Annotated in this window: 21 protein-coding genes, 1 tRNA gene and 1 pseudogene; 15 read left to right on the forward strand and 8 right to left on the reverse strand. The window is 68.3% G+C overall.

Annotation, left to right across the window (positions count from 1 at the left end; all coding sequences use genetic code 11):
• Position 1 precedes the first annotated feature (1 nt).
• From FRANEAN1_RS01900 to FRANEAN1_RS01930, 7 genes are all read left to right on the forward strand, one after another.
• On the forward strand, positions 2–412 hold the full coding sequence (locus tag FRANEAN1_RS01900; protein ID WP_012157832.1) for a roadblock/LC7 domain-containing protein: 411 nt from the start codon (positions 2–4) through the stop codon (positions 410–412).
• Between the two features lie 34 nt (positions 413–446).
• Positions 447–839: a DUF742 domain-containing protein gene (locus FRANEAN1_RS01905; protein WP_012157833.1), complete on the forward strand. Its 393-nt coding sequence runs from the start codon at positions 447–449 to the stop codon at positions 837–839.
• Positions 820–1,413 (forward strand): ATP/GTP-binding protein, encoded by a 594-nt coding sequence (locus FRANEAN1_RS01910; protein ID WP_012157834.1) that lies wholly within the window; start codon positions 820–822, stop codon positions 1,411–1,413. Before FRANEAN1_RS01905 ends, FRANEAN1_RS01910 begins: the two co-directional genes overlap by 20 nt.
• Positions 1,414–1,472: 59 nt before the next feature.
• Positions 1,473–1,844 carry a hypothetical protein gene (locus tag FRANEAN1_RS01915; RefSeq protein WP_049795875.1) on the forward strand — a complete coding sequence of 124 codons (372 nt, stop codon included), beginning with the start codon at positions 1,473–1,475 and terminating at the stop codon, positions 1,842–1,844.
• Complete coding sequence (locus FRANEAN1_RS01920; protein ID WP_012157836.1) at positions 1,841–2,473, forward strand: hypothetical protein; 633 nt, start codon at positions 1,841–1,843, stop codon at positions 2,471–2,473. The genes FRANEAN1_RS01915 and FRANEAN1_RS01920 overlap by 4 nt, the downstream gene beginning before the upstream one ends.
• A gap of 221 nt (positions 2,474–2,694) precedes the next feature.
• Positions 2,695–3,177 (forward strand): hypothetical protein, encoded by a 483-nt coding sequence (locus tag FRANEAN1_RS01925; RefSeq protein ID WP_012157837.1) that lies wholly within the window; start codon positions 2,695–2,697, stop codon positions 3,175–3,177.
• 424 nt (positions 3,178–3,601) lie between these two features.
• Complete coding sequence (locus FRANEAN1_RS01930; protein ID WP_041253608.1) at positions 3,602–4,027, forward strand: DUF3307 domain-containing protein; 426 nt, start codon at positions 3,602–3,604, stop codon at positions 4,025–4,027.
• 133 nt (positions 4,028–4,160) lie between these two features.
• Here the strand turns inward: FRANEAN1_RS01930 and FRANEAN1_RS01935 are convergent, their stop codons facing one another.
• On the reverse strand, positions 4,161–5,228 hold the full coding sequence (locus FRANEAN1_RS01935; RefSeq protein WP_041253609.1) for an adenylate/guanylate cyclase domain-containing protein: 1,068 nt from the start codon (positions 5,226–5,228) through the stop codon (positions 4,161–4,163).
• Between the two features lie 323 nt (positions 5,229–5,551).
• On the opposite strand from FRANEAN1_RS01935, the gene FRANEAN1_RS01940 reads away from it, so the two are divergent.
• A tRNA-Thr gene (locus tag FRANEAN1_RS01940) sits at positions 5,552–5,627 on the forward strand.
• Between the two features lie 491 nt (positions 5,628–6,118).
• Here the strand turns inward: FRANEAN1_RS01940 and FRANEAN1_RS01945 are convergent.
• Together FRANEAN1_RS01945 and FRANEAN1_RS01950 are read right to left on the reverse strand one after the other, a co-directional pair.
• Positions 6,119–6,700, reverse strand: coding sequence for an AAA family ATPase (locus FRANEAN1_RS01945; RefSeq protein WP_012157840.1), 582 nt, complete (start codon positions 6,698–6,700; stop codon positions 6,119–6,121).
• 193 nt (positions 6,701–6,893) lie between these two features.
• Complete coding sequence (locus FRANEAN1_RS01950) at positions 6,894–9,428, reverse strand: hypothetical protein (RefSeq protein WP_012157841.1); 2,535 nt, start codon at positions 9,426–9,428, stop codon at positions 6,894–6,896.
• A 1,658-nt stretch (positions 9,429–11,086) separates the two neighbouring features.
• Between FRANEAN1_RS01950 and FRANEAN1_RS01960 the strand changes: the two genes are divergently transcribed.
• Together FRANEAN1_RS01960 and FRANEAN1_RS01965 are read left to right on the forward strand one after the other, a co-directional pair.
• Complete coding sequence (locus tag FRANEAN1_RS01960) at positions 11,087–11,623, forward strand: hypothetical protein (RefSeq protein ID WP_198145443.1); 537 nt, start codon at positions 11,087–11,089, stop codon at positions 11,621–11,623.
• A 51-nt stretch (positions 11,624–11,674) separates the two neighbouring features.
• Positions 11,675–12,106 carry a helix-turn-helix transcriptional regulator gene (locus FRANEAN1_RS01965; protein ID WP_012157843.1) on the forward strand — a complete coding sequence of 144 codons (432 nt, stop codon included), beginning with the start codon at positions 11,675–11,677 and terminating at the stop codon, positions 12,104–12,106.
• Between the two features lie 21 nt (positions 12,107–12,127).
• Here FRANEAN1_RS01965 and FRANEAN1_RS01970 read toward each other — a convergent pair whose 3' ends face one another.
• The 3 genes from FRANEAN1_RS01970 to FRANEAN1_RS01980 form a co-directional block, all read right to left on the reverse strand.
• Entirely contained in the window at positions 12,128–13,198 is a 1,071-nt protein-coding gene (locus FRANEAN1_RS01970; RefSeq protein WP_157472258.1) for an integrase core domain-containing protein, read from the reverse strand.
• Between the two features lie 73 nt (positions 13,199–13,271).
• Positions 13,272–13,940, reverse strand: a complete 669-nt coding sequence (locus tag FRANEAN1_RS01975) for a DUF5060 domain-containing protein (RefSeq protein ID WP_012157845.1) — start codon at positions 13,938–13,940, stop codon at positions 13,272–13,274.
• A 58-nt stretch (positions 13,941–13,998) separates the two neighbouring features.
• Positions 13,999–14,469, reverse strand: coding sequence for a 6,7-dimethyl-8-ribityllumazine synthase (locus FRANEAN1_RS01980; protein ID WP_012157846.1), 471 nt, complete (start codon positions 14,467–14,469; stop codon positions 13,999–14,001).
• Between the two features lie 230 nt (positions 14,470–14,699).
• Here FRANEAN1_RS01980 and FRANEAN1_RS01985 point away from each other — a divergent pair, with 230 nt between their 5' ends.
• From FRANEAN1_RS01985 to FRANEAN1_RS02005, 5 genes are read left to right on the forward strand one after another with little or no spacing between them, the layout of a single operon-like run.
• Positions 14,700–15,656, forward strand: a complete 957-nt coding sequence (locus FRANEAN1_RS01985) for a sugar phosphate isomerase/epimerase family protein (RefSeq protein WP_198145444.1) — start codon at positions 14,700–14,702, stop codon at positions 15,654–15,656.
• Positions 15,653–16,561 (forward strand): transketolase, encoded by a 909-nt coding sequence (locus FRANEAN1_RS01990; protein ID WP_012157848.1) that lies wholly within the window; start codon positions 15,653–15,655, stop codon positions 16,559–16,561. The genes FRANEAN1_RS01985 and FRANEAN1_RS01990 overlap by 4 nt, the downstream gene beginning before the upstream one ends.
• Positions 16,562–16,586: 25 nt before the next feature.
• Positions 16,587–17,558 carry a transketolase C-terminal domain-containing protein gene (locus tag FRANEAN1_RS01995; RefSeq protein WP_012157849.1) on the forward strand — a complete coding sequence of 324 codons (972 nt, stop codon included), beginning with the start codon at positions 16,587–16,589 and terminating at the stop codon, positions 17,556–17,558.
• Positions 17,542–19,062, forward strand: a complete 1,521-nt coding sequence (locus FRANEAN1_RS02000; protein ID WP_012157850.1) for an FGGY-family carbohydrate kinase — start codon at positions 17,542–17,544, stop codon at positions 19,060–19,062. Before FRANEAN1_RS01995 ends, FRANEAN1_RS02000 begins: the two co-directional genes overlap by 17 nt.
• Positions 19,063–19,119: 57 nt before the next feature.
• Positions 19,120–20,130 (forward strand): sugar-binding transcriptional regulator, encoded by a 1,011-nt coding sequence (locus FRANEAN1_RS02005; RefSeq protein ID WP_157472260.1) that lies wholly within the window; start codon positions 19,120–19,122, stop codon positions 20,128–20,130.
• A 25-nt stretch (positions 20,131–20,155) separates the two neighbouring features.
• Here the strand turns inward: FRANEAN1_RS02005 and FRANEAN1_RS02010 are convergent.
• Both FRANEAN1_RS02010 and FRANEAN1_RS42890 read right to left on the reverse strand, forming a co-directional pair.
• Positions 20,156–20,664: pseudogene (locus FRANEAN1_RS02010) on the reverse strand (IS3 family transposase); the annotation flags it as partial.
• A gap of 536 nt (positions 20,665–21,200) precedes the next feature.
• Positions 21,201–21,707, reverse strand: coding sequence for a hypothetical protein (locus FRANEAN1_RS42890; RefSeq protein ID WP_012157855.1), 507 nt, complete (start codon positions 21,705–21,707; stop codon positions 21,201–21,203).
• Positions 21,708–21,770: the final 63 nt, after the last annotated feature.

The raw sequence follows: 21,770 nt of genomic DNA on the forward strand, positions 1-21,770 counted from the left end.
CGTGCCCCGACAGCCTGACCTGTCCTTCCTGCTCGACCGACTTCGCGAGACCGTGCCAGACATTCTCTGCGCGGTCGTCCTGTCTTCCGACGGGCTGCTGCTGGCCACGTCCACCGGCATCGACCGGGCCGCGGCCGACCAGCTCGCGGCGGTCGCCTCCGGATTCGACGCGCTGGCGCGCGGCGCGGCGCGGCAGCACGGCTGGGGCCAGGTCAACAAGACCATGGTCGACATGGAGAACGGCTACCTGTTCATCACCGCCGTGGGCCACAGCGCCTGCCTGGCGGTCTCCAGCACGGCCGACGCCGACGTCGGCCAGATCGCCTACGAGATGGCCCATCTCGTCAGCCGGGCCGGCAGGTTCCTGACCCCCGAGCTGCGCAACCAGATGCGGGCTGCCCTTCCGTCCTGAGCTCGCACCGCGTCATGCAGGGAGGTGGAACAGGGTGGCTGGCGACTGGTCCGGGTCAACAGGACTGGGCGATAGCTGGGATGAGTCCGAGCCGCTGGTCCGTCCCTACGCGGTGACCAGGGGGCGCACCGCGCCCGCCGTCCCGCTGGAGCTCGTCGCGCTGGTCGCGACGACCGATTCGGGAATGGCGGCGATCCGGCGGCGCGGCCGGCTCGCCCCCGAGGAACACGACATCGCGATCCTGTGCATGCGAATCCACTCGATTGCCGAGATCTCCGCCAGGCTCAAGCTGCCGCTGATGGTGGTTCGGGTCCTCATCGACGACATGGCGCGCGACGGAATGGTCTCCGTCCACCGCCCCGAAAATCCAGATCGGCCCAGTCCGGAACTCCTACGGAGGGTTCTGCATGGTCTCACCCGTCTCTAAGCGGGCGCCCACCGCGGTCAAGGTTCTCGTTGCCGGTGGGTTCGGAGTAGGAAAAACGACGTTCGTGGGGTCGGTGAGCGAGATCGAGCCGCTCACCACCGAGGCGGCGCTGACCAGCGCCAGCCTCGGCGTCGACGACACCAGCGCCGTGCACGGCAAGACGACCACCACGGTCGCCATGGACTTCGGCCGTCTCACGCTCAGCAACAACATCATCCTTTACCTGTTCGGCACGCCCGGCCAGGACCGCTTCTGGTTCATGTGGGACGAGCTCGTCCGCGGCGCGATCGGCGCGGTCGTTCTCGTCGACACCCGGCGGATGGCAGACTCCTTTCCCGCCATCGACTTCTTCGAGAACCGCCGGGTCCCGTTCCTGGTGGCCGTCAACCGGTTCGACGCGAACACCTACGAGTACCCGCTGCCCATGGTCCGCAACGCGGCGGACCTGGCGCCGCACCGGCCGCTGATGTACTGCGACGCCCGGCGCCCGGACAGCGCGCAGACGACCCTGGTCCATCTTGTGCGCCACGCACTGGAACTGGCTCTCTCCGGCGACCTGCCGGACGAGCCATGACGGGCCCGACCCGACCAGGAAAGCGGATCGATCAGCCGGGGGGACGCCAGGAGGTGGACATGCCCAGCCATGACCTCGACGCGCCGCGTCCGCGCAAAAGCCGGGTACCCGGCGTCGAAATGGAGATCTATGTCGACTGGGAGCATCCCATCGAGGTGGAGGATCCGCCGAACAGCCAGCGCCCCGCAGTCATGGTGCGGATGCCGGCCTACGTGGCCGGCGGGCTCTCCCACGAACTGCACAGCCTGGAGACGATCCGGGGTGCCGTCGGCGGTGACAGCAGCGAATGGGCGCAGGTCGCCCGGGCCCTGCTCGCCGCGGCCCGGATGGCCGCCGGCTCGGACCGGCATCCCGAGCTCGCCGATCTGCCACCGGCCGACCTGCCACCACCCGCCGGCTGCCGGGAGATCGCGCCTGGGGGAATCGTATGACCCTCCTCCTGCTGACGACCGAGGCCGCGGTCGTCTTCGGGGTGTCCACCTACCTGTTGCTCCGCACCTGGACGAGATATCGGGCCGTCACCATGGCCGACGTCTTCTTCTATGACCACGCGGACGGCGCGCGCCTGCCGTGCAGCCGTTCCGCCGGTCCGCGGGTGCTGGGCGAGCACGTCGTCGCGGGATTCGAGCGCTCACCGTTGGGTGCTGTCATCGCCGCGATCAACCTTGCGCACCGGGCGACCTCCACCGTCGGCGCCGCGGGCGTTGGGGGCGTTGGGGGCGTTGGCGGTTTTGGGGGTGCAGCCGGCGCGGTCGGCGGAAAGCCCGTCCCGGGGGGTGGGAACGGGCCGAGTGGTACCTCCTGGTACCAGGTGCAGATCATCGGATGGGAAGTCGAGCGCTATTCGTCCAGGAAAGCGGCGATTCGATACCTCCTCACCCGTTCTGTGGACGGCGGCGACGCGGTCACGACGACGATGCGGGTTGAGGTGAGCTGGGTCGGCGCCGACTGGCGTGTGGTCGATCCGCCCTCGGGGGACTGGACACACGCATTCTTCCTGGGTGACGATGTCTCCGGTTTCAGTTGCTTTCCGTCGGAGTTCCGCTTCCCAGTCCCGTAACCGACGGGTCCTACCAGCCGTGTGGTCGGGGGTTCTTGCCAGCAATGCCGGCACGAACCCCCAACACCACGGCCGGGGGGGTGGTGTCCCGTTTCCTGGTCCCGGATACGCGCACGTGCGCGGCGCCGCCTGAGCGCGCACGCGGAACCGTGTTTCCGGGCTTCTTCAAGCCGGTCGGCGGTGTTCAGGCACCTTGATGTCCACGGCAAAGGAGAACCTGTATGTTGCGACCTCGCGTCCGTCTCGCCTCCACGCGGGCGGCGCTGTTGCTGGCGGCTCTGGCGGGCACGCTCGCCCTGGCGGTCGGCGTGGCGCCGGTCGCCGGAGCTGCGAGCACGACCTCCTACGGTGGCGGTGGTGGCGGTTACAGCCCGGTGGGCTACTGGACGGGCACGGCCACGACGGCACTCGGCGCCACCGAGTCGGTCCAGATGCTGTTCCTGCCGAAGAGCCGCTTCGCCGTCGCCACGCCGAGCGGGACCTTCTGGGGTTCCTGGCACTCGACCGGATCGAAGACCTTCACCTACGCCTTCGTCCGGACCCTGCCCGGCCCGAACGGAACGGTGGTCGGTTCCATCGACATCCAGCACTCGGCCACCTTCAGCAGCCAGGACGCGTTCAGCTCCACCGGAACGGCGACCGGCTACGACCTGAACGGAAACGTCCTGTTCTCCGGCCCGGTCACCTCCACCGCCACCCGGTGAAAACCACGCCCATCACCTGGTAACGATCACACCCGCCGGCCGGTGACCAGTCGCGCCCGCCGGCTGGTGAGGGCCGCGGCCACGACCCGGTGACGGTTGTGCCCGCCGGCTGGAGGCACTGCCGCTCGATGTGTGGCGGGTGAGTGAGTCCATGGACTCACTCACCCGCCACAGTTTTGTGATCGGGGTGTTCCCGGGCCATGCGGGAGCGGGGCTTTTGCCCTATCCATGGCGGATGTTCCGAAATTTCGAGGGCGCGCATCCGGCCCGGTGTCGTTGTTCTCCTGGCCGGGGGTGGGACGCGCGAGCGGCTGGCTGCCCGGGGCACCAGCCTGGGGCGTCGCAAATCGCCGCTTCCGGTCCGAAGTCCCGATCTTCTGCCGTGGTGTGCCCTACTGTTATTTCGGCGGGAGGGGGCACGTCGATGACTGATGCCATGGTGTTCTGTGCCGCGTTCATTGCTTTATTTACGGGCCATCACCTAGGTGATCATGTCGCGCAGACGGATCGACAGGCGACCGAGAAGGACGGGCGCGGATGGCCCGCCGCCCGCGCCATGACCGGTCATCTATTCGCTTACCATCTGTGCGTCGCTGCGGCCCTGGCGAGTCTCCTGATTATCGACGTACCACTGCGTCTTCCGGGCGTGATAGCCGCGCTGGGCTGGTCCATCGTCACGCACGGGTTTATCGACCGTAGGTGGCCGGTACGCTGGCTGCTGCGCCGATCGGGAGCGGCCCGATTCGCCGAGCTGAAAAGCAGCGGCCTCAACGGAATGTACCTGGCCGATCAGTCACTACATATTGGATGTCTGTTCATTGGTGCCCTTCTGGCTGCGGGCCTGAGCTGATCCGTCACGGTACCGGGCCGGAAAATCATGCGTGGTCCTGAATATGTACGCGGTTGAAAGCACAGGCCCGAGGCCTCGGTGGATCACCGGACACGGGTCGCCTACCGGGGCCGTCGGAGCCTCGCGGTGGTGGTCACCCCGCGGCGAGCGGCTCGCTGTCTCCGTCCGCGAGGCTGCTTCCGGGATGTATGAGCAGGCGGTAGCCATCCTTGAGGCCGCCCGGGACGGGGGCCAGCTCGGGGCCGAAGACATCCCGCTCCGACGTGAGGCCCTGGAAGACCCCGTCCGTGATGATCTTCGTGCCGGGTTCGAGGACCTGCAACGTCCGGCAGGTGCTGCTCACCAGCGGGCCGGCCAGCCCGAAATCGGGGACGAAGAGATCCCCGTGCGCGATGACCGCGCTGAACGTGAACGGAGGCTGGCCGTCGTCACCGGCAATTCTCCGAGCGCGCGCCAGATGGTCGAGCATGAGGAGGAAACCCACCGCCTCGTCCGCGCTGCCGTGCGTCGACAACACATTGTCACCGGCGACGGACCGGAGTCGGCCCCGGGTCGCTCCCAGCGCCTCGCGGTGAATAGAGACCCAGTCCCGAAGCCGTTCGTTCAACGCGGTCAACGAAACCCGTGCCGCAAGTGCGTTCAAACCGACCAGATCGGTCACCGTGAGGAAGGTGCCGCGCTCGATGCCGCGATAGCGTTCGGTAACAAGGCGGTGGACCTGGACGGGACGAGGTATCCCCCCGAGGACGAGCTCGCTGACCGGCTCGAAGTCGAACTCCGCCGACTTCGCGGCATCGCGGACGGTCGACGTCACGTACACGGCGTTCGTCGGAACGTACTTCTCCATCCGCGCCGGGACGACGACACCCTCGCCGAGCAGGTCATCCTCGAACCTGGTCGTGTCGCAGGTGTGGATAGCGACCCGACAGCCCTCGAGCCACTCGCCGATCGGCAGCCGTGGGCCGGCGATGAACAGATCGGCGATCTGGGCGGCAGCGTGAAGCGCACGGGTGGCCGACCGGAAAGCCGTCATGTAGCCGTCGCCGGTGAATTTGATGATCTCCCCGCCGGTCTCCTCGACAACCCGGCGAATCGGTAGGACGGCCTCGGCCATGAGCTCATCCATGCGCATCTGCGGTACCGACGCGATGGCGCGGGTCGAACCCACGAGATCCACGACCATCACGGTCGTCGTTTCCATTTGCACCGTACGTCCACCCCCCTCCGACCCGCTGGTGCGGCGGGTACGGCGGAATCATAGCGGGGAAGCCACCTCTTACTGTGCTGATTTCCGCCGGGGACCACAAAAGGCTCCAGAACGCCGCCCTGACCTGCGCAACTGGACGCGACCACGCCGGAGCCGGACGCAGGGGATGATCGAGAGGCCCGGTCTCCCTGTCAGGTGCGCCGCCGGGGTCGCGTCCAGCAAGATCGTCCACTGTCGGGTGGGCGGCCAACGCTGGAGGGCGCGATGCTTTGCGATCGCCCGGGGCGCGGGAGCCGTCCGGTATCGTGGGATCGCTGGCCGGCGTGGCGCAATTGGTAGCGCACTCGACTTGTAATCGGGCGGTTAGGGGTTCGAGTCCCCTCGTCGGCTCCAGACAGATGGGCTCTGACCTGCGGTTTTGCAGAGTCAGAGATCATCTATTCAAGATCAAAATGGGTTTGGGTGCGCATTGGGTGCGCATTCGGCAATTTTGTGCAGGGAACGATCATGGCTGGGGTGTCGTCTTCGGGCACCTGAGCCGGGTTTGCCGTCGCGACACCGCCCCCAAAGTGGTTACGTCCCGTCACAATTGGCGGGTTTGGGTTGCGGGTGGGCTGTGACGAGAGCGGTGCGCGCCGGCTGACGGTGGCCGGTCCGCTATCCCGCCCCGTGGTTACCGTGGGTCAGGTTCGGACGTTCACGGCGCCGCCAGGGCCGGCGGCGGAGCCGTGAACGTGAACATGGTGGCTGGGCCAGCGGCTTGGTGTCCGCGCCAGCGCTCGGAGAACGCTGCGGCGTGGAACAGGAGCGGGCCCGGTCCGCGCTGTCTGATCTCGGCAAGGTCGCCCCGACTCGCACCGGCGGACCCGCCACCATGATCGACGCTATGGACCTTGATGAGGACGGTCTGCGGGCTGGGCGACGAAAGCGGCGATGGTCTCCAGGGCGGGGCGGTAGCCGTCTCGGGTGTCGACGGTGAGCCGTGGGAGGTTCAGGCGGATGTCGACGAAGCTGTCGAGGGAGTGACGGCCCGCGGCGAGGGCGTCGAGAAGGTCGTGGTCGCCGTGCGCCGCCCGGTGCGGGTCAGCCCCGGCGCGGGAGGTGATCCGCTGGTGGGCGATGGCGGTATCCACGGTCGCGCGGATGATGCGTACGTCGGCGCCGCTCGTGAGTGGCTCCAGGTGGGGCGTCCAGAGCCGGTCCTGGAACGCGGCCTCGGCCACCATGGTCACGCCGGCCTTCGTCAGGGTTTCCAGGACGCCGAAGAAGGCGTGGAGCGTGGGGATGTTGAGGGGGTCGTCTCCGCCGGCCTGGTAGCCGGGGTTCGCCAGGACCATCCCTTGCTTGATCTCGTCGCGGATGATCGCCGGGCAGCCGAGGGTGTCGGCGAGCGCGCGGGCGAGGGTGGTCTTACCGGTTCCCGGTGGGCCGCTGACGACGGCCAGCACCGGTCTCCCCGTGGCCATGCCGCATCCTTTCACCGGGTGGCGCCGGCCCACAGTTCAGCGAGGCGGTGGTTGAGGAAGTCAGGCTCACCCGAGTAACCGCGAGCCCACGAAGTGCGCCGGCCTCCTCTGGGCCGACCCCGACCAGCTCCCTTCTAACACCGTGGGCTACACGGCCGCCGCCGTCGCGCAGATCCAGTTCCTTCCGCCTCGGTCAGATTTCGGGATCGACGCGGGTTTGCTGCTGCCCGTATGTCCTCGCGAGTCGGTCTTGAATGCTGGGATGCCGGAACTGGTATAGCGGTCCGACGGTACGGAGAAGATTCTTCCGGCGCGCATCCTCCAGGAAACGCATTCCGTCCAAAGGAATGCCGTGGCCGCGCAGCTGGAGAAACAGCAGGGTGGTCCGCAACCTGTCGGACGCCCCGATCAAACACCCAAGTCCGACGATGAGCCCAACGCAAACGCCGGCGACGGCGCCGGCGATGACGCCGTGCTCCAGCCCGTTTTTCAATCCAAGCGGAAGCCCGAGTGCTAGGCCAGCGGCCAGGCTGAAGGTGGCTGCATGTTCGTGATTTCGGAGCCAGGATGTTCGTGGATCGGTAACAGCCTGAATACCAGCCGTCGGTCGCGCGAAGCCGACCATGAGGCCGAAGGCGATTGCGCTCATGATACCGGCCACGAGGCCCTGAGTATGTTCTTTGGTCAATCCATACGTCAGTCCGATCGGCAATCCCGCTACAGCCCCTGCGACCGGGTCGAGCCTTGATCGAAGCGTGATCCACCAAGACCGCTGTATCCACCTGTGATCTTGGTGGTCGCCCCTCGCAGCATACCCGGCCACGATCCCTGCTAGAACCCCCGCCAATGCCCCGAAGGCGTAATTGGACTGGTTACCAACGGCCATCGTGACGGCAACAGTAAACAGCAGACCGACCGCGCTGTTAGTCTGACCGCGATACCAGTCGACCCATCTGAATCGGCCTGTTCGACGGGAGCGGCCTCCGCGGGCCTCCGAAACGAGTCCAGCCATCAGCCCAAAAACAAGGCACATCATGGAAAGATACTGGGCCCCAAACAACGTTCCAGTATGCCCTCTCACCGCATACTGGCCGAGCGGACCGAACATCAACGCGCCTACAGGTGCCCCTATCAGCACGCCTAGAACTGTCGTCGCAAGGATCCGAGGAATAGGCGAGGCCCAGTGATGAATTTGCCACCAGGCCAGGTCGCGGGTGTTTTCCTCGTTCATCTTCGCGGCTATATATCCTAGAGCAGCTCTCGCCTTGTCGGGACCGACGGTGGACGTATCGCGGGAGAATCGCCGATAGGCGACATCGATGGACCGGTCCATCAGATATTCTGCGACCGCTTCTCGGCTCTCGAACCTGTCTGCGACGAGGAGATCGTCGATGTCAGCCGGATCTTGGATTGCGTCTCGCAGTTGCGTCAAGACGAGCGGCGAGTCTAGCGCTTGCGCCAGGATATGGTCCGGATTTTCTCGCAGAAAGGTGACAAGCTTCTCCCACTGCGGGGGCATGGGATCGGTCTGACGGGTCTCAAGGTAAGAAGCGATCTCATCGGCCGGGATCGGCAACAATTCCACTACCGCGGCGGCGTCCACATGGTGTCCCGTACGCACGGCTGCGGCAAACTCCCCGTCGCGGGTCAGTGTGACCAGCCGGAACGTCGCCAGTCGGCGGATCTCCTCCAACGCGTCCCGATGAAGCTCGGATGGAATTTCGTCAAAGCCATCAAGGAACAGTGCAACCCGACCATCTTCGACCAATCTTGCGGCAGCACTCCGGCCGTCCTGAGTTGATCGGAGAAATTGGTATTCCTTAGCAAGTCGAGTGATCAGCCATTCGGGAAGATTCTGGTGTCGGGGGTCCCAGTCGTGTGTGGTCAGAAATATCGGCACGGGTACCTTCGCCCGTTGCACGTCGTCGAGGCTGTCACGGTGTGACAACGCGTCGAGCAGCATCAAGATGGCGGTTGCAGACTTTCCGCTGCCATACTTGCCCATGATGACAAGGCGGCCGGAGTCCACCCCGGCATATGCATCGAAAAGCTGCTGGAGGCCGCCGGACTGCAAGCTCGCAGATGTCGCCGACGCCACTCCCGGTAGGGGAGGGAACAGGGTGCGCCGGTGTGAGTTATTGAGGACCACGTCAAGTTTGCTGGTCATGCCCTGCGCCCAGCGCCATCGTACAGGGATCGCCGGAGGGCGGATCAATCCGCGTCTGTCGGCCTCCCAGATCCACTGTCTCTCGACTGCCGCCGCGAGCTCCTCGGCCATGTCAGTCATCCAGTCGCTCGAAAACATCTGACCATGTTCCGGCAATATGTTCTCGATCTGGACATCGGGCTCGGGCTGCTCATTAGTCACCATTTCATTGGCCACCATTTGCGCGGTAGTGGATCCTTGGTCTCGGATCCACAGCGCTGTCACCTCCTCCAACGACTCTTTCAGCTCGCGTAGCGTCCGTAGCACATCCTCGTCACCGGAATGCTTCTTCATCTCCCTTTCTAGGCAACCCATCAGCATGCCTTTCGCCTCGCTCACCCTCTCCAAAGGCATGACCCCTTTTCCGTGCAACCAGCGGTGCCAGTTGGAATGACTTACGCCCGACCTTTTCTCCATCGCCGCATATGCCGGGCCGAACCTTCTTCTTATTTCGCGCATGCGGCTTAGTGCTTCACGCATGCCAGGTGTCAGGTCGCCATTGGGTGATGCCAGATGGGGCACCGGCTACTCCTTACCTATTGCGCGACGTTGCGCCCAGGCTGTTCAGTATCCCGCCCCCCCTGTTTGGGATAGTACTCGGCTCCGGCCTGGCGATGATCGGTCGAGGCATCTCGGGCCGTCTCGCGATGTCTCAGGACAGAAAATGCTGGTGAGAGGCCCGGGAGACCGCCACGCTCGTATCTAGTGCCGACTCGCGGCGCGACACACGAAGGGCAAGTAGATGGCCAATATCTATCCCTCTCCGGAGCGAGCAGCCACAGCAGAACCGAGGGGCCAGGCCGGATTGGAACCGGCAGCGTCGGCCCGCGATGTAAGTCTGTCGATGCAGAAGCCTGCGCGAACGAGGCGCCTACTCGCCACGTTCGGCGTCAGCATCGCGATCGCTTGCTCGGCACTGGTGACGGCATCGCCCGCATCTGCTGCTCCGCCATGCGGACTGAGCTACAGCGGACCGGTATTTGGCAAGTACACCTACACCATTCGCAACTGCCACAGTTATGGTGTCTGGCGCAAGCTCGATCTCCGAAAGCTGATTGTCGGCTATCCGGACGGGCCTTGCCACTACATTCCGGCATACTCGTCCGTGCGTGATTGGACCAGCGTCCCGGATAGCGTCTACATCGCTGGAATAAAGCCCTGCTAGTCCGCAGGTAAAGCCCGCAATGGCCGCCGCGGCTCCGAACCAGATAGGAGCCGCGGCGGCCTCTACCCTACCTCGTCATCTACTCGCAGGGAGCTACAAGCACATGCGCCGGAACCGCCCGCGCCACAACAACCGCCTGCGCAACAGAAACCGCGCGGCAAGAAACTCGCACCGATTTCCGATCTGCAAGGAAGCCGGGAAACGTCGTCTCGGTGAACGAAAGGACGTCAAATTGGCTCTACGAGTAGCTCTCCAAGCTCGATCGACAGCGCAGATCGCGGACGTTGAATGCGCACGCCGCGAGATCCGCGGATACCGTTGCCCGGATTGCCGTGGGTGGCACCTTACATCAATCAAACCGAAGGGTGGATCTCGTATGCCGCCTGCTCCGTCCAAGTACCCAATGAGACGCCGGAGCATGAAGATTGCACCATATCACCAGTCCGCGCAGGCTCAGGCGGCCCGGCGACCTCCCGACAAGGCGCGGCGCTCAGTCGAGGTCAGTCAGACGCCGTAGCCGGCTTTCGCTCCACTCAACTCGGCCACACAAGTTCCGACAGCTTGCGATGCATAGTGAACGTGGTTACCGTGGGTCAGGTTCGGCCGTTCACGGTGCGTCTGGGGCCGATGGTGGCCTCGGAACGCGGCGGGACGGGATCGGCGGGGTGGTTCCGGGTGCCCGCGCCGTGGGGTTCGAGTTCTCCGCAGCCGCGTTCCTCCTCGCTCGCTGGCGTGGCCTGTGTCGGGCCGGTTGGCGGCATGCGGTGGCAGGTCACCCGCGTGATGTCAGTGGCGCGTTCGCCTAGCACCTCGGCTCAGCATCCGTTCGGTCCTTCGTCTTGGCAGCGCTTGGATCGACGGTGGTGTGGGCGCGCGCCGCGGCCTCGGAGAGGCTGGGTCGGAACGGTGGGCTACGTGGTCCTCTCCGTGGGAGCGTCCTTGCGGCGCGGACACCTGTGGTCTGGGTTGCCCCCGGTGGGACGGGAAAGCGGCGGGGCGGGCACGATGAGTTCTTGTGACGGGTCTGGAGGGCATGGGCGGGGACGGCGCGCGGCAGCAGGGTCTGTTCGACGTCGCCGGTGAGGTGACGGCCGCCGAGCCGGTGTTGATGGCGTTGCACGCCGAGTACTACGAGCTGATCTGGCAGGGGTTGAAGACGCACGAGTTCCGGCGCCGGTTCCTGGAGGGTCGTCCGGTTCGCTGGTTTGTGTACCTGAACGCGCCGGTGTCGCGGCTGGCGGCGGTCATCGATCTGGGACCGGCGGTGGTGGATGTGCCGGAGCGGGTCGCGGCGATCGCGGAGCGGGCCCGGGTGGGTAACGGCGCGAGCGTGTTGGAGTACGTGCGGGACCTGGAGCGGGCCTTCGCGATTCCGATCTTGGGTGTTTCCGAGTACTCGGGCCGGTCGGTGGAGGAGCTGCGGGCCGAGCTGGGCGGGTTCCATCCGCCGCAGGGTTATGTCCGGTTGCGGCAGCATCCGCAGCTGTTGACGGTGTGCGAGAAAATCACCACGGAGAGCCCGCTGCGGGAGATGTCCGTGCATCATCACTGATGCCGGCGCGGTGGCGGCGCCGGGTCCCCCGGGTCTGGATGGTGATCGGTGATGTCGCCCCGTTCCTCGCGTTCGCCGCGGCCGGTCTCACCGCTGCGGCAGGTTCGGCTGGCGCGGAACTGGACGTTGGAGCGGGTGGTCGAGGAGATCGATCTGCGGACCGCGGGTGGTCATAGCGGGGTGACGCCGAGCATGGTGTCGGGGTGGGAGCTGGGCCGGCACACCACGAGCATCGGGCACCGGGCGACGCTGTGCGCGATCTATGACCGGCCGCCGGAGGCGCTGTTCGCCTTCCAGGACCAGGAGCTGGCCAGCCAGGCCGAGCTGACACTGCTCGCCGGCTTCGCGGATCTCCACCAGGCGATGCTGTCCACGGTGGAGGGCGCGCGGGAGTGCCTGGTGGTGATGGGGTCGCGGTCTCGTGACAGCGTGTGGGGCTCCAGAATCCGGGTTTCGGCCTGTGATCTGGTCTTTTGCGGTTGACGTGATCTTCCGCGGGAGGTGTCAGGCGGCGTTGCGGTACTCGTTGATCAGCCCGCCGAGGATGCGTGTGCGACGGACGGTGGACTCCGACGTCGGGGCGACCACGGGTGGCGAGTCGGGTGGGTGCTGGCCGAGGGAGCGGTGGGGCCGGTGGGTGTTGAAATGCTCGGCGTAGCTGTCGAGGACTGACGTCAGGTGCCGTTCGGAGACGATCAACAGCCTGTCGGTACATTCCCGGCGGGCGGTGCCGACCCAGCGTTCCGCGATCGCGTTCGCCTGCGGGGCTTGCGGTGGTGTGCGCACCACGTCGATACCGGCCCCAGTGAAGACAGCGTCGAACGAGGACGTGAACTTCGTGTCACGGTCACGGAGAAGGAACCGGAACCGGTGGCTGCGCTCCTCGAGATCTATTAGCAGGTTCCGTGCCTGCTGGGTGACCCACGCCGTGGTCGGGTGCTTCGTGACCCCGAGGACATGAACACGGCGGGTGGCGTGTTCGACGACGAAGAACACGTAGATCCGTTGGAGGAACACGGTGTCCACGGTGAAGAAGTCGCAGGCCAGGATGCCGGAGGCCTGGGCGCGTAGGAACGTGCGCCAGGAGGTGTCGGCCCGCCGAGGTGCGGGGTCGACGCCGGCGCGGTGCAGAATCCGCCAGACGGTGGCGACCCCGACCGAGTAACCCAACCCGACGAGCTCGCCCTGGATCCTGCGGTGGCCCCAGGTCGGGTTCTCCCGCGCGAGACGCAGAACCAGCTCACGGATCTCCCGGCGGATCGGCGGCCGTCCGTGCGTCTTGCGCGGGTAAGTCCATTTTCGTGCGAGGAGCTCACGGTGCCAGCGCAGCACGGTGGCCGGGGTGACGAAGAAGATGTCCCAACTGGCCCGGGGTAGCAGCCGGGACAGGGCTGCGAGAATCACCCGATCCGCCGGTTCCAATGCCGGACGATGGACCCGCCGTCGCAACACCGCCACCTGGTGCCGCAGGACGAGGAGTTCGACGTCCTTCGCAGCATCCCCGCGCACGCGGAGCAGCATCAGCCCGAGAGTGTTGCGTGTCAGGGCGTAGAGCAGCGACCACACCATGACCATCCAGCCTGCCCGACACGGGTCCCGCCCCGCTGACAAACACGCAGGTCACCGCCCAAATCGGAGTTCTGGAGCCCTACAGGATCCAGGCGTAGGCGGTGGTGCCCAGCGGGAGGTGGCGGGTGCCGTCCGCGTGCGCGAAGTGGAAGCCGTCCGCCCGGACCGGCCCGTGGGCTCCCTCGGCCGCCGGGGTGACGTCGAACTGCCCGGTGACGCCGTCCAGGCTGCGGGCGTTCGACGAGGTGACGAACCGCCACCGGCCGGTCTCCGCCGGCAGTAGCCGGATCAGCCAGCGGCCGTCGCCGTCGTAGAAGCCGCCGGAGACGATCTCCACGCCGTCCCGGCTGAACCGCGCGGTGAGCTCCACGTCGGTGAACGGGTTGCCGTGCGAGGGGCCGGCCAGTTCCAGCTCGAACGTCGACCATCGGCTGACGGCGCCCGGGTAGGTGGCCGGCGCGGAGCCCGCGGCGACCTCGCCGCCCTCGTAGTCGTCCCGCGGCGTAGCGACCGGGATCTCGGCGGGGCTGGTCGCGGGCGTATCCACCGCGGCGAGTCCGGCCCAGAGGTCCGCCGCCTCGGCCTCCGTGAGACTCGGATAGTTGTAGACGATGACCCCGATGGTCAGGTTGGGGAAGCGTTCGAGAGCCTGGGCCGCCGCCAGCCTGGGCAGGGCCCGCTCGAGAAGGGCACGAGCTTGCGGGCTCTCCATCACGTCACTGAGCCGGGAATGGCGGCCGAACGACATTGTCCCCTCCAGGGCGACATGGTCGGGGGTGACGGACCTGGCCGACCGGAACGGCCCGCTACGCGGGCAGGGCCGCCAGGCCGGCGATGGTCGTCACGACGGCGTCGGCGAGTTCGCGCCCCTTGACCTGGAAGTGCCGGGCGAAGAACTCCTGGTGCTCGGCGTGCTCGTGGAAGGCCTGTGGGGTCAGCACCGCGGAGAACACGGGCACGTCCGTGTCCAGTTGCACGCGCATCAGCGCGTCGACCACAGTGCCGGCGACGAAGTCGTGCCGATAGATGCCGCCGTCCACCACGAACGCGCAGGTGGCGATGGCGTCGTAGCGTCCGGTGAGCGCGAGCCTGCGCGTGTGCAGCGGGATCTCGAACGCCCCTGGCACCTGGTACTCGTCGACCTCGCCGACGCCCCGCTCGGCGAGAGCCGAGCGGAAGCTGGCGACGGCCTGCCCGACGATGTCGGCGTGCCAGCGCGCCGCGACGATCGCGACGCGGACGGTGTCGGGACGGGCCCCGGTCGGAGTGGACGGCACCGCTTCTCCTCATCGTCGGTCGGACCGAGCGTTCCTGCCGCGGCGTCGGGAGCTTGCCCGTGGCCGGGGCATTCGGCGTGCCACGGTACGCGTCGTCCTCAACCAGGCTGGTCATCGACCCGTTGACACGTCGAAATTCTCCTAGCTACGGTTGGTGCATGTCAAGTCGGAGGTGAATAAAAATTCACGAACCATCGTACGGCGCCGGTCTCTGGCACTTCGCGAGTTACGTGGATCGCTATGCGACGGACGGCTACCGCGATCCGGTCGGGACCCTGGAGTGCCTCCAGATGGCCGGTCGGGTCGGGTCGCTCTCGGCGGTCGACCTGAACTGGCCCTTCTCCCCGAACGACCTGACCACCACCGAGATCAGGACCGCGCTCGAGGCCGCCCGGCTGCGCGCGGTCGCGGTGACACCCGAGATCTACACCAGGACCTTCGCGCGCGGCGGGTTCACCAACCCCGACGCCTCCGTCCGTGCGCGGGCGATCGATCTCGTCGCCCGCGCAGCCGAGGTCGCCCGAGACCTCGGCTGCGACTACGTGAAACTGTGGCCCGGCCAGGACGGTGTCGACTACCCCTTCCAGGCCGACCACCGCGAGCTGTGGAAGTACTCCGTCGACGCCGTCCGGGAGCTGGCCACCGCCTTCCCCGACATGCGGTTCGCCATCGAGTACAAGCCACGGGAGCCGCGCAACCGCATGCTGTTCTCGTCGGCCGCCGTGACGCTGCTGGCGATCGAGGAGATCGGTCGCGACAACGTCGGGATCCTGCTCGACTTCGGTCACTCGCTCTACGGCGGGGAGTCGCCCGCCGAGGCGGCCCGGCTGATCATCTCGCGTGGCCGGCTGTTCGCGATCGACGTGAACGACAACCTGCGCGGCTGGGACGACGACATGGTCGTCGGCTCGGTGCACCCGCTGGAGACGTTCGAGTTCTTCCATGCCCTCGTCGACGCCGGGTGGGAGGGGATCTGGCAGCTCGACCAGTTTCCGTTCCGGGAGGACCCGGTCGAGGCGGCCCGGGTAGGGGTCGAGACCATGCGGGGCTTCCACCGCGCGCTGGAGCGCCTCGACTGGGGCGCTCTGCGCGCGGCCCAGTCCGCCCAGGACGCGCTGGCGGCCCAGCGGATCGCCAAGCGCGCCCTGTACGGCGCCCTCGCCGAGACGCAGGAGGGGAGCCCGTGACCACGACCCTGCCCGCCGCCGGCCGGCTGACCACGGACGAGCCGGCAGCCCGCCGCTATGCCGCCACCGTGGCCGTGCACCGCGAGCTCCCGCCCGCGAAGCTGGCACCGGCCCTGGCCGAGATCGCACGCGGAGTGCGCCGCGACATCGTGACCACGATCGGCCAGGCTGGCATGGGGCACCTCGGCGGCGACCTGTCCGTGACCGACATCCTCGTCGCCGCCTACTGGCGGGCGCTCACGGTCGACCCCTTCGCGCCCGACGCGGCGGACCGGGACCGGTTCGTGCTGAGCAAGGGCCACTGCGCCGTCGCCCTGTACAGCGTGCTCGCGTCCTGCGGCTTCTTTCCCCGGAGCGCGCTGGAGACGTTCGGTGGACCGCTCTCGCCCCTCAACGGGCACCCGAACCGGGTGAAGGTGCCCGGCGTCGAGACGAACACCGGCCCGCTCGGCCATGGGCTCCCGGTCGCCGTGGGGTGCGCGCTCGGCGCCCGCCTGCGGGGCATCGCCAACCGGACGATCGTCGTCCTGGGCGACGGGGAGATCCAGGAAGGCAGCAACTGGGAGGCCGCGATGACGGCCGCTTACCACAGGCTCGCGACGCTGGTCGCGGTCGTCGACCGCAATCGGCTCCAGCAGGGCGCCCGCACCGAGGAGACGAAGGCCCTGGAGCCGCTGGACGCCAAGTGGGCCGCCTTCGGCTGGGAGGTGCGCCGGATCGACGGCCACGACCACCAGGCGCTGGTCGAGGCGCTCGCCCCGTCCAGCACGGGCCGGCCCGTGGCCGTTCTCGCGGACACGGTCAAGGGGAAGGGCGTGTCGTTCGTCGAGGACCGGGTCGAGTGGCACCACAAGGTGCCGTCGGCCGAGCAGCTGCGGGCCGCCCTCGAGGAGCTGTCCGGATGAGTCCCAGCCTGGGGAGGGCACACCTATGAGTACCGTCGCGCCGCCGGGCGTGGACGCTCCGACGTTCGACTGCCGCGTGGACTTCGCCGCCGAGCTCGCGGCCCTGGCCCGCGTCGACGAACGGATCGTCGCCGTCTGCAACGACTCGGTGGGGTCGAGCAACCTCGGCGCGTTCCGCGACGAGTTCCCGGACCGGCTGATCAACGTCGGGATCGCCGAGCAGGACCTCGTCGGTGTCGGGGCCGGGCTCGCGAACGCGGGAATGGTGCCCTTCGTCTGCGCCGCGGCGCCCTTCCTGACAGGACGAGCCACCGAACAGATCAAGGCCGACGTCGCCTACAGCGAACGGCACGTCGTCCTGTGCGGGCACAGCCCCGGCATGGCCTACGGCGAGCTCGGCCCGACGCACCACTCGATCGAGGACCTCGCCTGGATGCGCGCGGTCGCCGGGCTGACGATCGCCGTCCCGGCCGACCCGGCACAGACCAGGGCCGCGGTGCTCTGGGCCGCCGGCTACGGCCGTCCGGTCTACCTGCGCATACCGCGTTTCAAGGTACCCGAGGTGTCGCGACAGGGTGATCCGTTCCTGCCCGGCCGGGCCGTCCTGCTGCGCGAGGGCTCCGACGTGACCCTCGCCGCCGTCGGCTCCATGGTCTCCCGAGCGATCTGGGCCGCGCAGATTCTGGCTGACGACGGTATCTCCGCCCGGGTGCTCAACATGACGTTCGTCGAGCCGATCGACCGGGACGCGCTCATCAGCGCCGCCGAGCAGACCGCCGGCATCGTCACCGTCGAGGAGGCCACCACCAGCGGCGGGCTCGGCGCGGCGGTCGCCGCCGTCGTGGGGCAGACGCGCCCCTGCCCGCTGCGTATCCTCGGCGTTCCTCGCCAGTTCGCCCCCACTGGGAGTACCCAGTTCCTGCTGGACCACTTCGGTCTCAACGCGGACGGCATCGTGGGCGCGGCCCGAGAGGTGGTCGGTGGCACCCGCGCGTGAGGGCCTCCTCCTGGCCATCGACCAGGGAACCAGCTCGACCAAGGCCGTGCTGGTCGACCGGGACGCGACGGTCGTCGCCTCGTCCTCCTGCCCAGTCGGACAGCGCCACCCAGGCCCCGGGCAGGTCGAGCAGAGCGCCGAGGAGATCTGGGCCAGCGTCCAGCGGGCGGTCCGCACCTGCGTCGACCGGGAACTGGCCGCGCGCGTCGTGGGCGTCGCGATCAGCGTCCAGCGCGAGTCCGTCGTCCTGTGGGACACCGTCTCCGGCGCCGCCGTGGGACCGATCCTCAGCTGGCAGGATCGACGCCTTGCCACCGCCACCGCCGCGGACGCCCTCGAGCGCGGCGGGCACGCGCCCTACATCCGGTCCTCTACCGGCCTGCCCCTCGACCCGATGTTCTCCGCGCTCAAGGCCGGCTGGCTGCTCGACACCTACGACCCCAGCCGCGCCCGCGCCGGCACGGGTGCCTGGAAGGTCGGCACCCTCGACGCCTGGCTGCTGTCCCGCTTCGGCGGCCCCGCCGTCACCGAGATCGGCAACGCCTCCCGCACCCAGCTGCTCGACATCGGCGGCCGACAGTGGGATCCCACCCTCCTCGACCTGTTCGACGTCCCGCGCGCGGCACTCCCCGACGTCGTCGCCTCACTCGGGCCGTTCCCTCCCGCGCGTGGCCTGCCGCCGCTGCCGGACGGGCTGCCCGTGCTGGCGGTGCTCGGGGACTCGCACGCCGCGCTGTTCGCGCAGGCCAGGGGCGCTCCCGGCGTCGTGAAGGCCACCTACGGCACCGGGTCGTCGGTCATGACCCTCGGCCGCGCCGACGCCGGCGACACCAGCCTGTGCTCCACCATCGCCTGGCAGCTCCCCGGCACCGCCGGCACCGCCGCCGACGGCGTGGCGCACGCGACCGAGGCGAACATCCGCTCCACCGGCCGGACGATCAGCTGGCTCGCCGACCTGTTCCAGGTCGACCCCACGGCTCTGCTCGCCGAGGCGGCTACGGCGAGCAGCGACGAGATCATCCTAGTCCCCGCCTTCGGTGGCCTGGCCGCCCCGTGGTGGGATCGCGACGCGACCCCGGTGATCATCGGAGTCTCGCTGGGCACCGGCCGGCCGCAGCTCGCCCGCGCAGCCCTCGAATCCGTCGCCTTCCAGATCGACGACGTGATCACCGTGCTCCAGCGGGCGGCCGGTCCGCTGGCCTTGCTGGCCTGCGACGGCGGACTGACCCGGTCCGAGGTGCTCATGCAGCTCCAGGCGGACGTGAGCGGGCTGCCGGTCCGGATCTCCGCGACGCCGAACCTGTCCGCGCTGGGAGCGGCCCTGCTCGCCGGCGTGGGCGCCGGCTGGTGGACCCTCGACGGCCTGCCCGAACCGCCCGGGCGAGCGACCGGCGCCGAGGTCCTTCCCCGGATCGACGCGGACACTCGTGCTCGCCTCCGCAACCGCTGGGCCGACGCGGTGGCCCGCGCGCGTTCCCACCAGCGCACGAAGGCAGCGTCATGACCGGCGACGCGGCGTCCGCCGGCCGCGTCGCCGCGGACGGGCAGAACATACTGGTGCATGGCCATGCGCGCGAGCCCTGACCGCGATCGCCTGCGGCTGCTGACCAAGGTGGCGCGCCTGTACCACGAACAGGGCGTCCGGCAACCGGAGATCGCTGAACGGCTCAACCTGTCTCAGGCCCGTGTCTCCCGGCTCCTCAAGGAGGCGTCCGAGCTGGGGATCGTCCGCACGATCATCGTCCCGCCGCCCGGCGTGCATGCCGACATCGAGGACGAGCTCATCCGGCGGTACGGGCTCCGGGACGTCATGGTGGTCGACGTCGAGGGCAGCGCGGGCGACATCACGGCGGCTCTCGGTGCCAGCGGCGCGACCTATCTGGACATGACGCTGCAGAACGACGACGTCATCGGCGTCTCGTCGTGGAGCGCCACCTTGCTCGCCGCGGTCGACGCCATGCGTCCCCGACACACCCTGAATGCCCGTCAGGTCATCCAGCTGATGGGCGGCGTCGGTAGCCCCGACGCGCAGATGCAGGCGACCCGCCTCACCGGGCGGCTCGCCACACTCACCGGAGCCGCTCCGCTGTTCGTGCCGTCGCCCGGCCTGGTCGGGTCGGCCACACTCCAGCAGGCCCTGCTCACGGACCCGGCGGTCCAGACGGTTCGGGAAGTCTGGTCCGAGCTCACCGTGGCACTGGTCGGCATCGGCACCACGACGCCCTCGCCCCTGCTGCGCCAGAGCGGGAACGGGCTGTCCGACGCCGACCAGCGGACACTGCGCGACGCCGGCGCGGTCGGGGACGTCTGCCTGCGGTACTTCGACGAGGCCGGACAGCCGGTCGTGGCAGACCTCGACCAGCGGATCATCGGCATCGACCGGGAGACGTTGCTCGGCACCGCGCGCCGCATCGCCATCGCCGGCGGGCAGGAAAAAGCGACCGCCATCCGGGCGGCGGTGCTGGGCCGCTGGGTGAACATCCTCATCACGGACCTCGGCGTAGCTGGCCACCTGCTCGGCGCGCCGCCATCCGGGCCGTCAGCGGACCGGGAGTCGGTCGACCACCGCTGACGACTCAGGGGCGGCGACCGGTGCCGATGTCCCCGACGAGCTTCTCGCCGGGGCGGGTGGCGGTGAAGTCGCGGCGGACGTGGTCGGCGGGCGCCGGGGCCTGGCCGGGGATGGTGGTGCGGCGGTAGGCCCTGGGCTGGCAGGCTTTCAGCCCTGCACGGCGCGTGATCCGTCGGGCGAGGCGGACGGAGATGCGCACGCCGGAGGCGGTCGGGGCGGCTGCGATCCGCCGGGCGCCGTAGGTCTGGCGCGAGGCGGCGAACACCGCCCGGACCTGGGTGTCGAGGGTGGCGTGCCGGCGGGTCCGGGTCGATGCCGGTCGTCGGTGCCAGTCGTAGAAACCGGACGTCGATACGACGAGCCACTGGCACATCTTGGATGTCGGGTAGTCGTCCTTCTCCGCGGCGATCAGTTCGTACTTGTCGGTCACTGATGGCGTTGCGCGAAGAAGGCGGTCGCTTTTGAGAGGAACTCGCGCTCCATCCGGAGTTCCCGGTTCTCCTTCTCCAGCTCGCGGAGCCGGGCCCGCTCGGACGTGCGGGAGTGGCTCGGGCATCGAGCTGGGCCGCGCGCTGCTCGGAGGCGACCCGGGGGCAGTTCGAGGCTGTCCACATCGGTGCGGGAGACGACCCGGAAGTCGCGTACCAGCACGCCGGGTCGATCGACGCGCCGAGTGGTGCCGCCTGCCACCGGATGAGTCCCAGCCCCTCGTCGAGGCCGGTGGTGTCGAGCCAGTTGACGACGCCGGGGTCCTCGTGGGCGAGAACGAAGGTGAAGGTGCCGTCGGGGTTCGGCGCGGTCTGGGCCAGGTTGAGCGAGACCTGGTGCTCCTTGGCGTTGGGGCCGAGCGTCCACGGGTCCATGAGCTGGAAGCCCGTGTATGCGGCGCCGACCGGGTCCGCCGTCACGATGATCTTCTGTCCGGCTGGAGGTCCCAGCTGAGCGCCACGGTGAAGCCGGCCATGCTGCCGGTGAGGGTGTGCCCGGGACTGACCTGATTGCCACGAAGGTCGCCGAACCACACGTTCGGGAAGCGCACCCAGAACAGTAAGGCAGTCCGGCAGGTCCCGCTACACCGCCTCCACGATCTTCGTGAGGTCGAAGGGGGCCGGCTCTGTGTCGTCGAGCGGGCGCAGCTCCATCCAGGACGGGCGCTGATCCCAGCTGGTCAGCATGTCCCGGGAGCCGAGGGAAAGCAGGCCGGGAGTCGACAGCAGATGGACGGGGCTCCTCTCCAGGCCGATCGTGATGCGGAACGAACCATCCGCCGCGATCTGCAGATCGAGGTCGGTGATACTGGCGAGCGGGGTCAGGTCCGTGTTGTTGACCATGTTCGGCGGAGTGACCTTGGTTCCGCGGTGCAGCTCGATGTTGAGCTGCGCGGGGCGGCGGGTGGGGTCGAAGCGGCCGAGCACCTCGTAGCGCCGGTCCCGTTGACGGAGGCGACGCGGTAGACCGCGTCCGGGCTGTCGCCGGAGGCACCGACGCCGGGCAGGGTGTAGCCGAGCCAGTCCCGGGGTGTCGTCGGTGACCCAGAGCTGGGAGGGAAGCGGCAGGAAGTTCGCGATCTCGGCCATGATCAGAGAGTTGGACCACTGGGAGACCGCCTCGTCGAGGGTGGCCGCGCCCGCCGGGGACTG

Source organism: Parafrankia sp. EAN1pec (genome assembly GCF_000018005.1).
Lineage (GTDB): Bacteria > Actinomycetota > Actinomycetes > Frankiales > Frankiaceae > Parafrankia > Parafrankia soli.

Excerpts from the sequence above, each read along its gene's own strand:
- FRANEAN1_RS01910 (WP_012157834.1), top strand. The coding sequence starts at position 820 with ATGGTCTCACCCGTCTCTAAGCGGGCGCCCACCGCGGTCAAGGTTCTC.
- FRANEAN1_RS01915 (WP_049795875.1), top strand. The coding sequence starts at position 1,473 with ATGCCCAGCCATGACCTCGACGCGCCGCGTCCGCGCAAAAGCCGGGTA.
- FRANEAN1_RS01920 (WP_012157836.1), top strand. The coding sequence starts at position 1,841 with ATGACCCTCCTCCTGCTGACGACCGAGGCCGCGGTCGTCTTCGGGGTG.
- FRANEAN1_RS01925 (WP_012157837.1), top strand. The coding sequence starts at position 2,695 with ATGTTGCGACCTCGCGTCCGTCTCGCCTCCACGCGGGCGGCGCTGTTG.
- FRANEAN1_RS01930 (WP_041253608.1), top strand. The coding sequence starts at position 3,602 with ATGACTGATGCCATGGTGTTCTGTGCCGCGTTCATTGCTTTATTTACG.
- FRANEAN1_RS01935 (WP_041253609.1), bottom strand. The coding sequence starts at position 5,228 with ATGGAAACGACGACCGTGATGGTCGTGGATCTCGTGGGTTCGACCCGC.
- FRANEAN1_RS01945 (WP_012157840.1), bottom strand. The coding sequence starts at position 6,700 with ATGGCCACGGGGAGACCGGTGCTGGCCGTCGTCAGCGGCCCACCGGGA.
- FRANEAN1_RS01965 (WP_012157843.1), top strand. The coding sequence starts at position 11,675 with ATGTCGCCCCGTTCCTCGCGTTCGCCGCGGCCGGTCTCACCGCTGCGG.
- FRANEAN1_RS01970 (WP_157472258.1), bottom strand. The coding sequence starts at position 13,198 with ATGGTCATGGTGTGGTCGCTGCTCTACGCCCTGACACGCAACACTCTC.
- FRANEAN1_RS01975 (WP_012157845.1), bottom strand. The coding sequence starts at position 13,940 with ATGTCGTTCGGCCGCCATTCCCGGCTCAGTGACGTGATGGAGAGCCCG.
- FRANEAN1_RS01995 (WP_012157849.1), top strand. The coding sequence starts at position 16,587 with ATGAGTACCGTCGCGCCGCCGGGCGTGGACGCTCCGACGTTCGACTGC.
- FRANEAN1_RS02005 (WP_157472260.1), top strand. The coding sequence starts at position 19,120 with ATGGCCATGCGCGCGAGCCCTGACCGCGATCGCCTGCGGCTGCTGACC.
- FRANEAN1_RS42890 (WP_012157855.1), bottom strand. The coding sequence starts at position 21,707 with ATGGCCGAGATCGCGAACTTCCTGCCGCTTCCCTCCCAGCTCTGGGTC.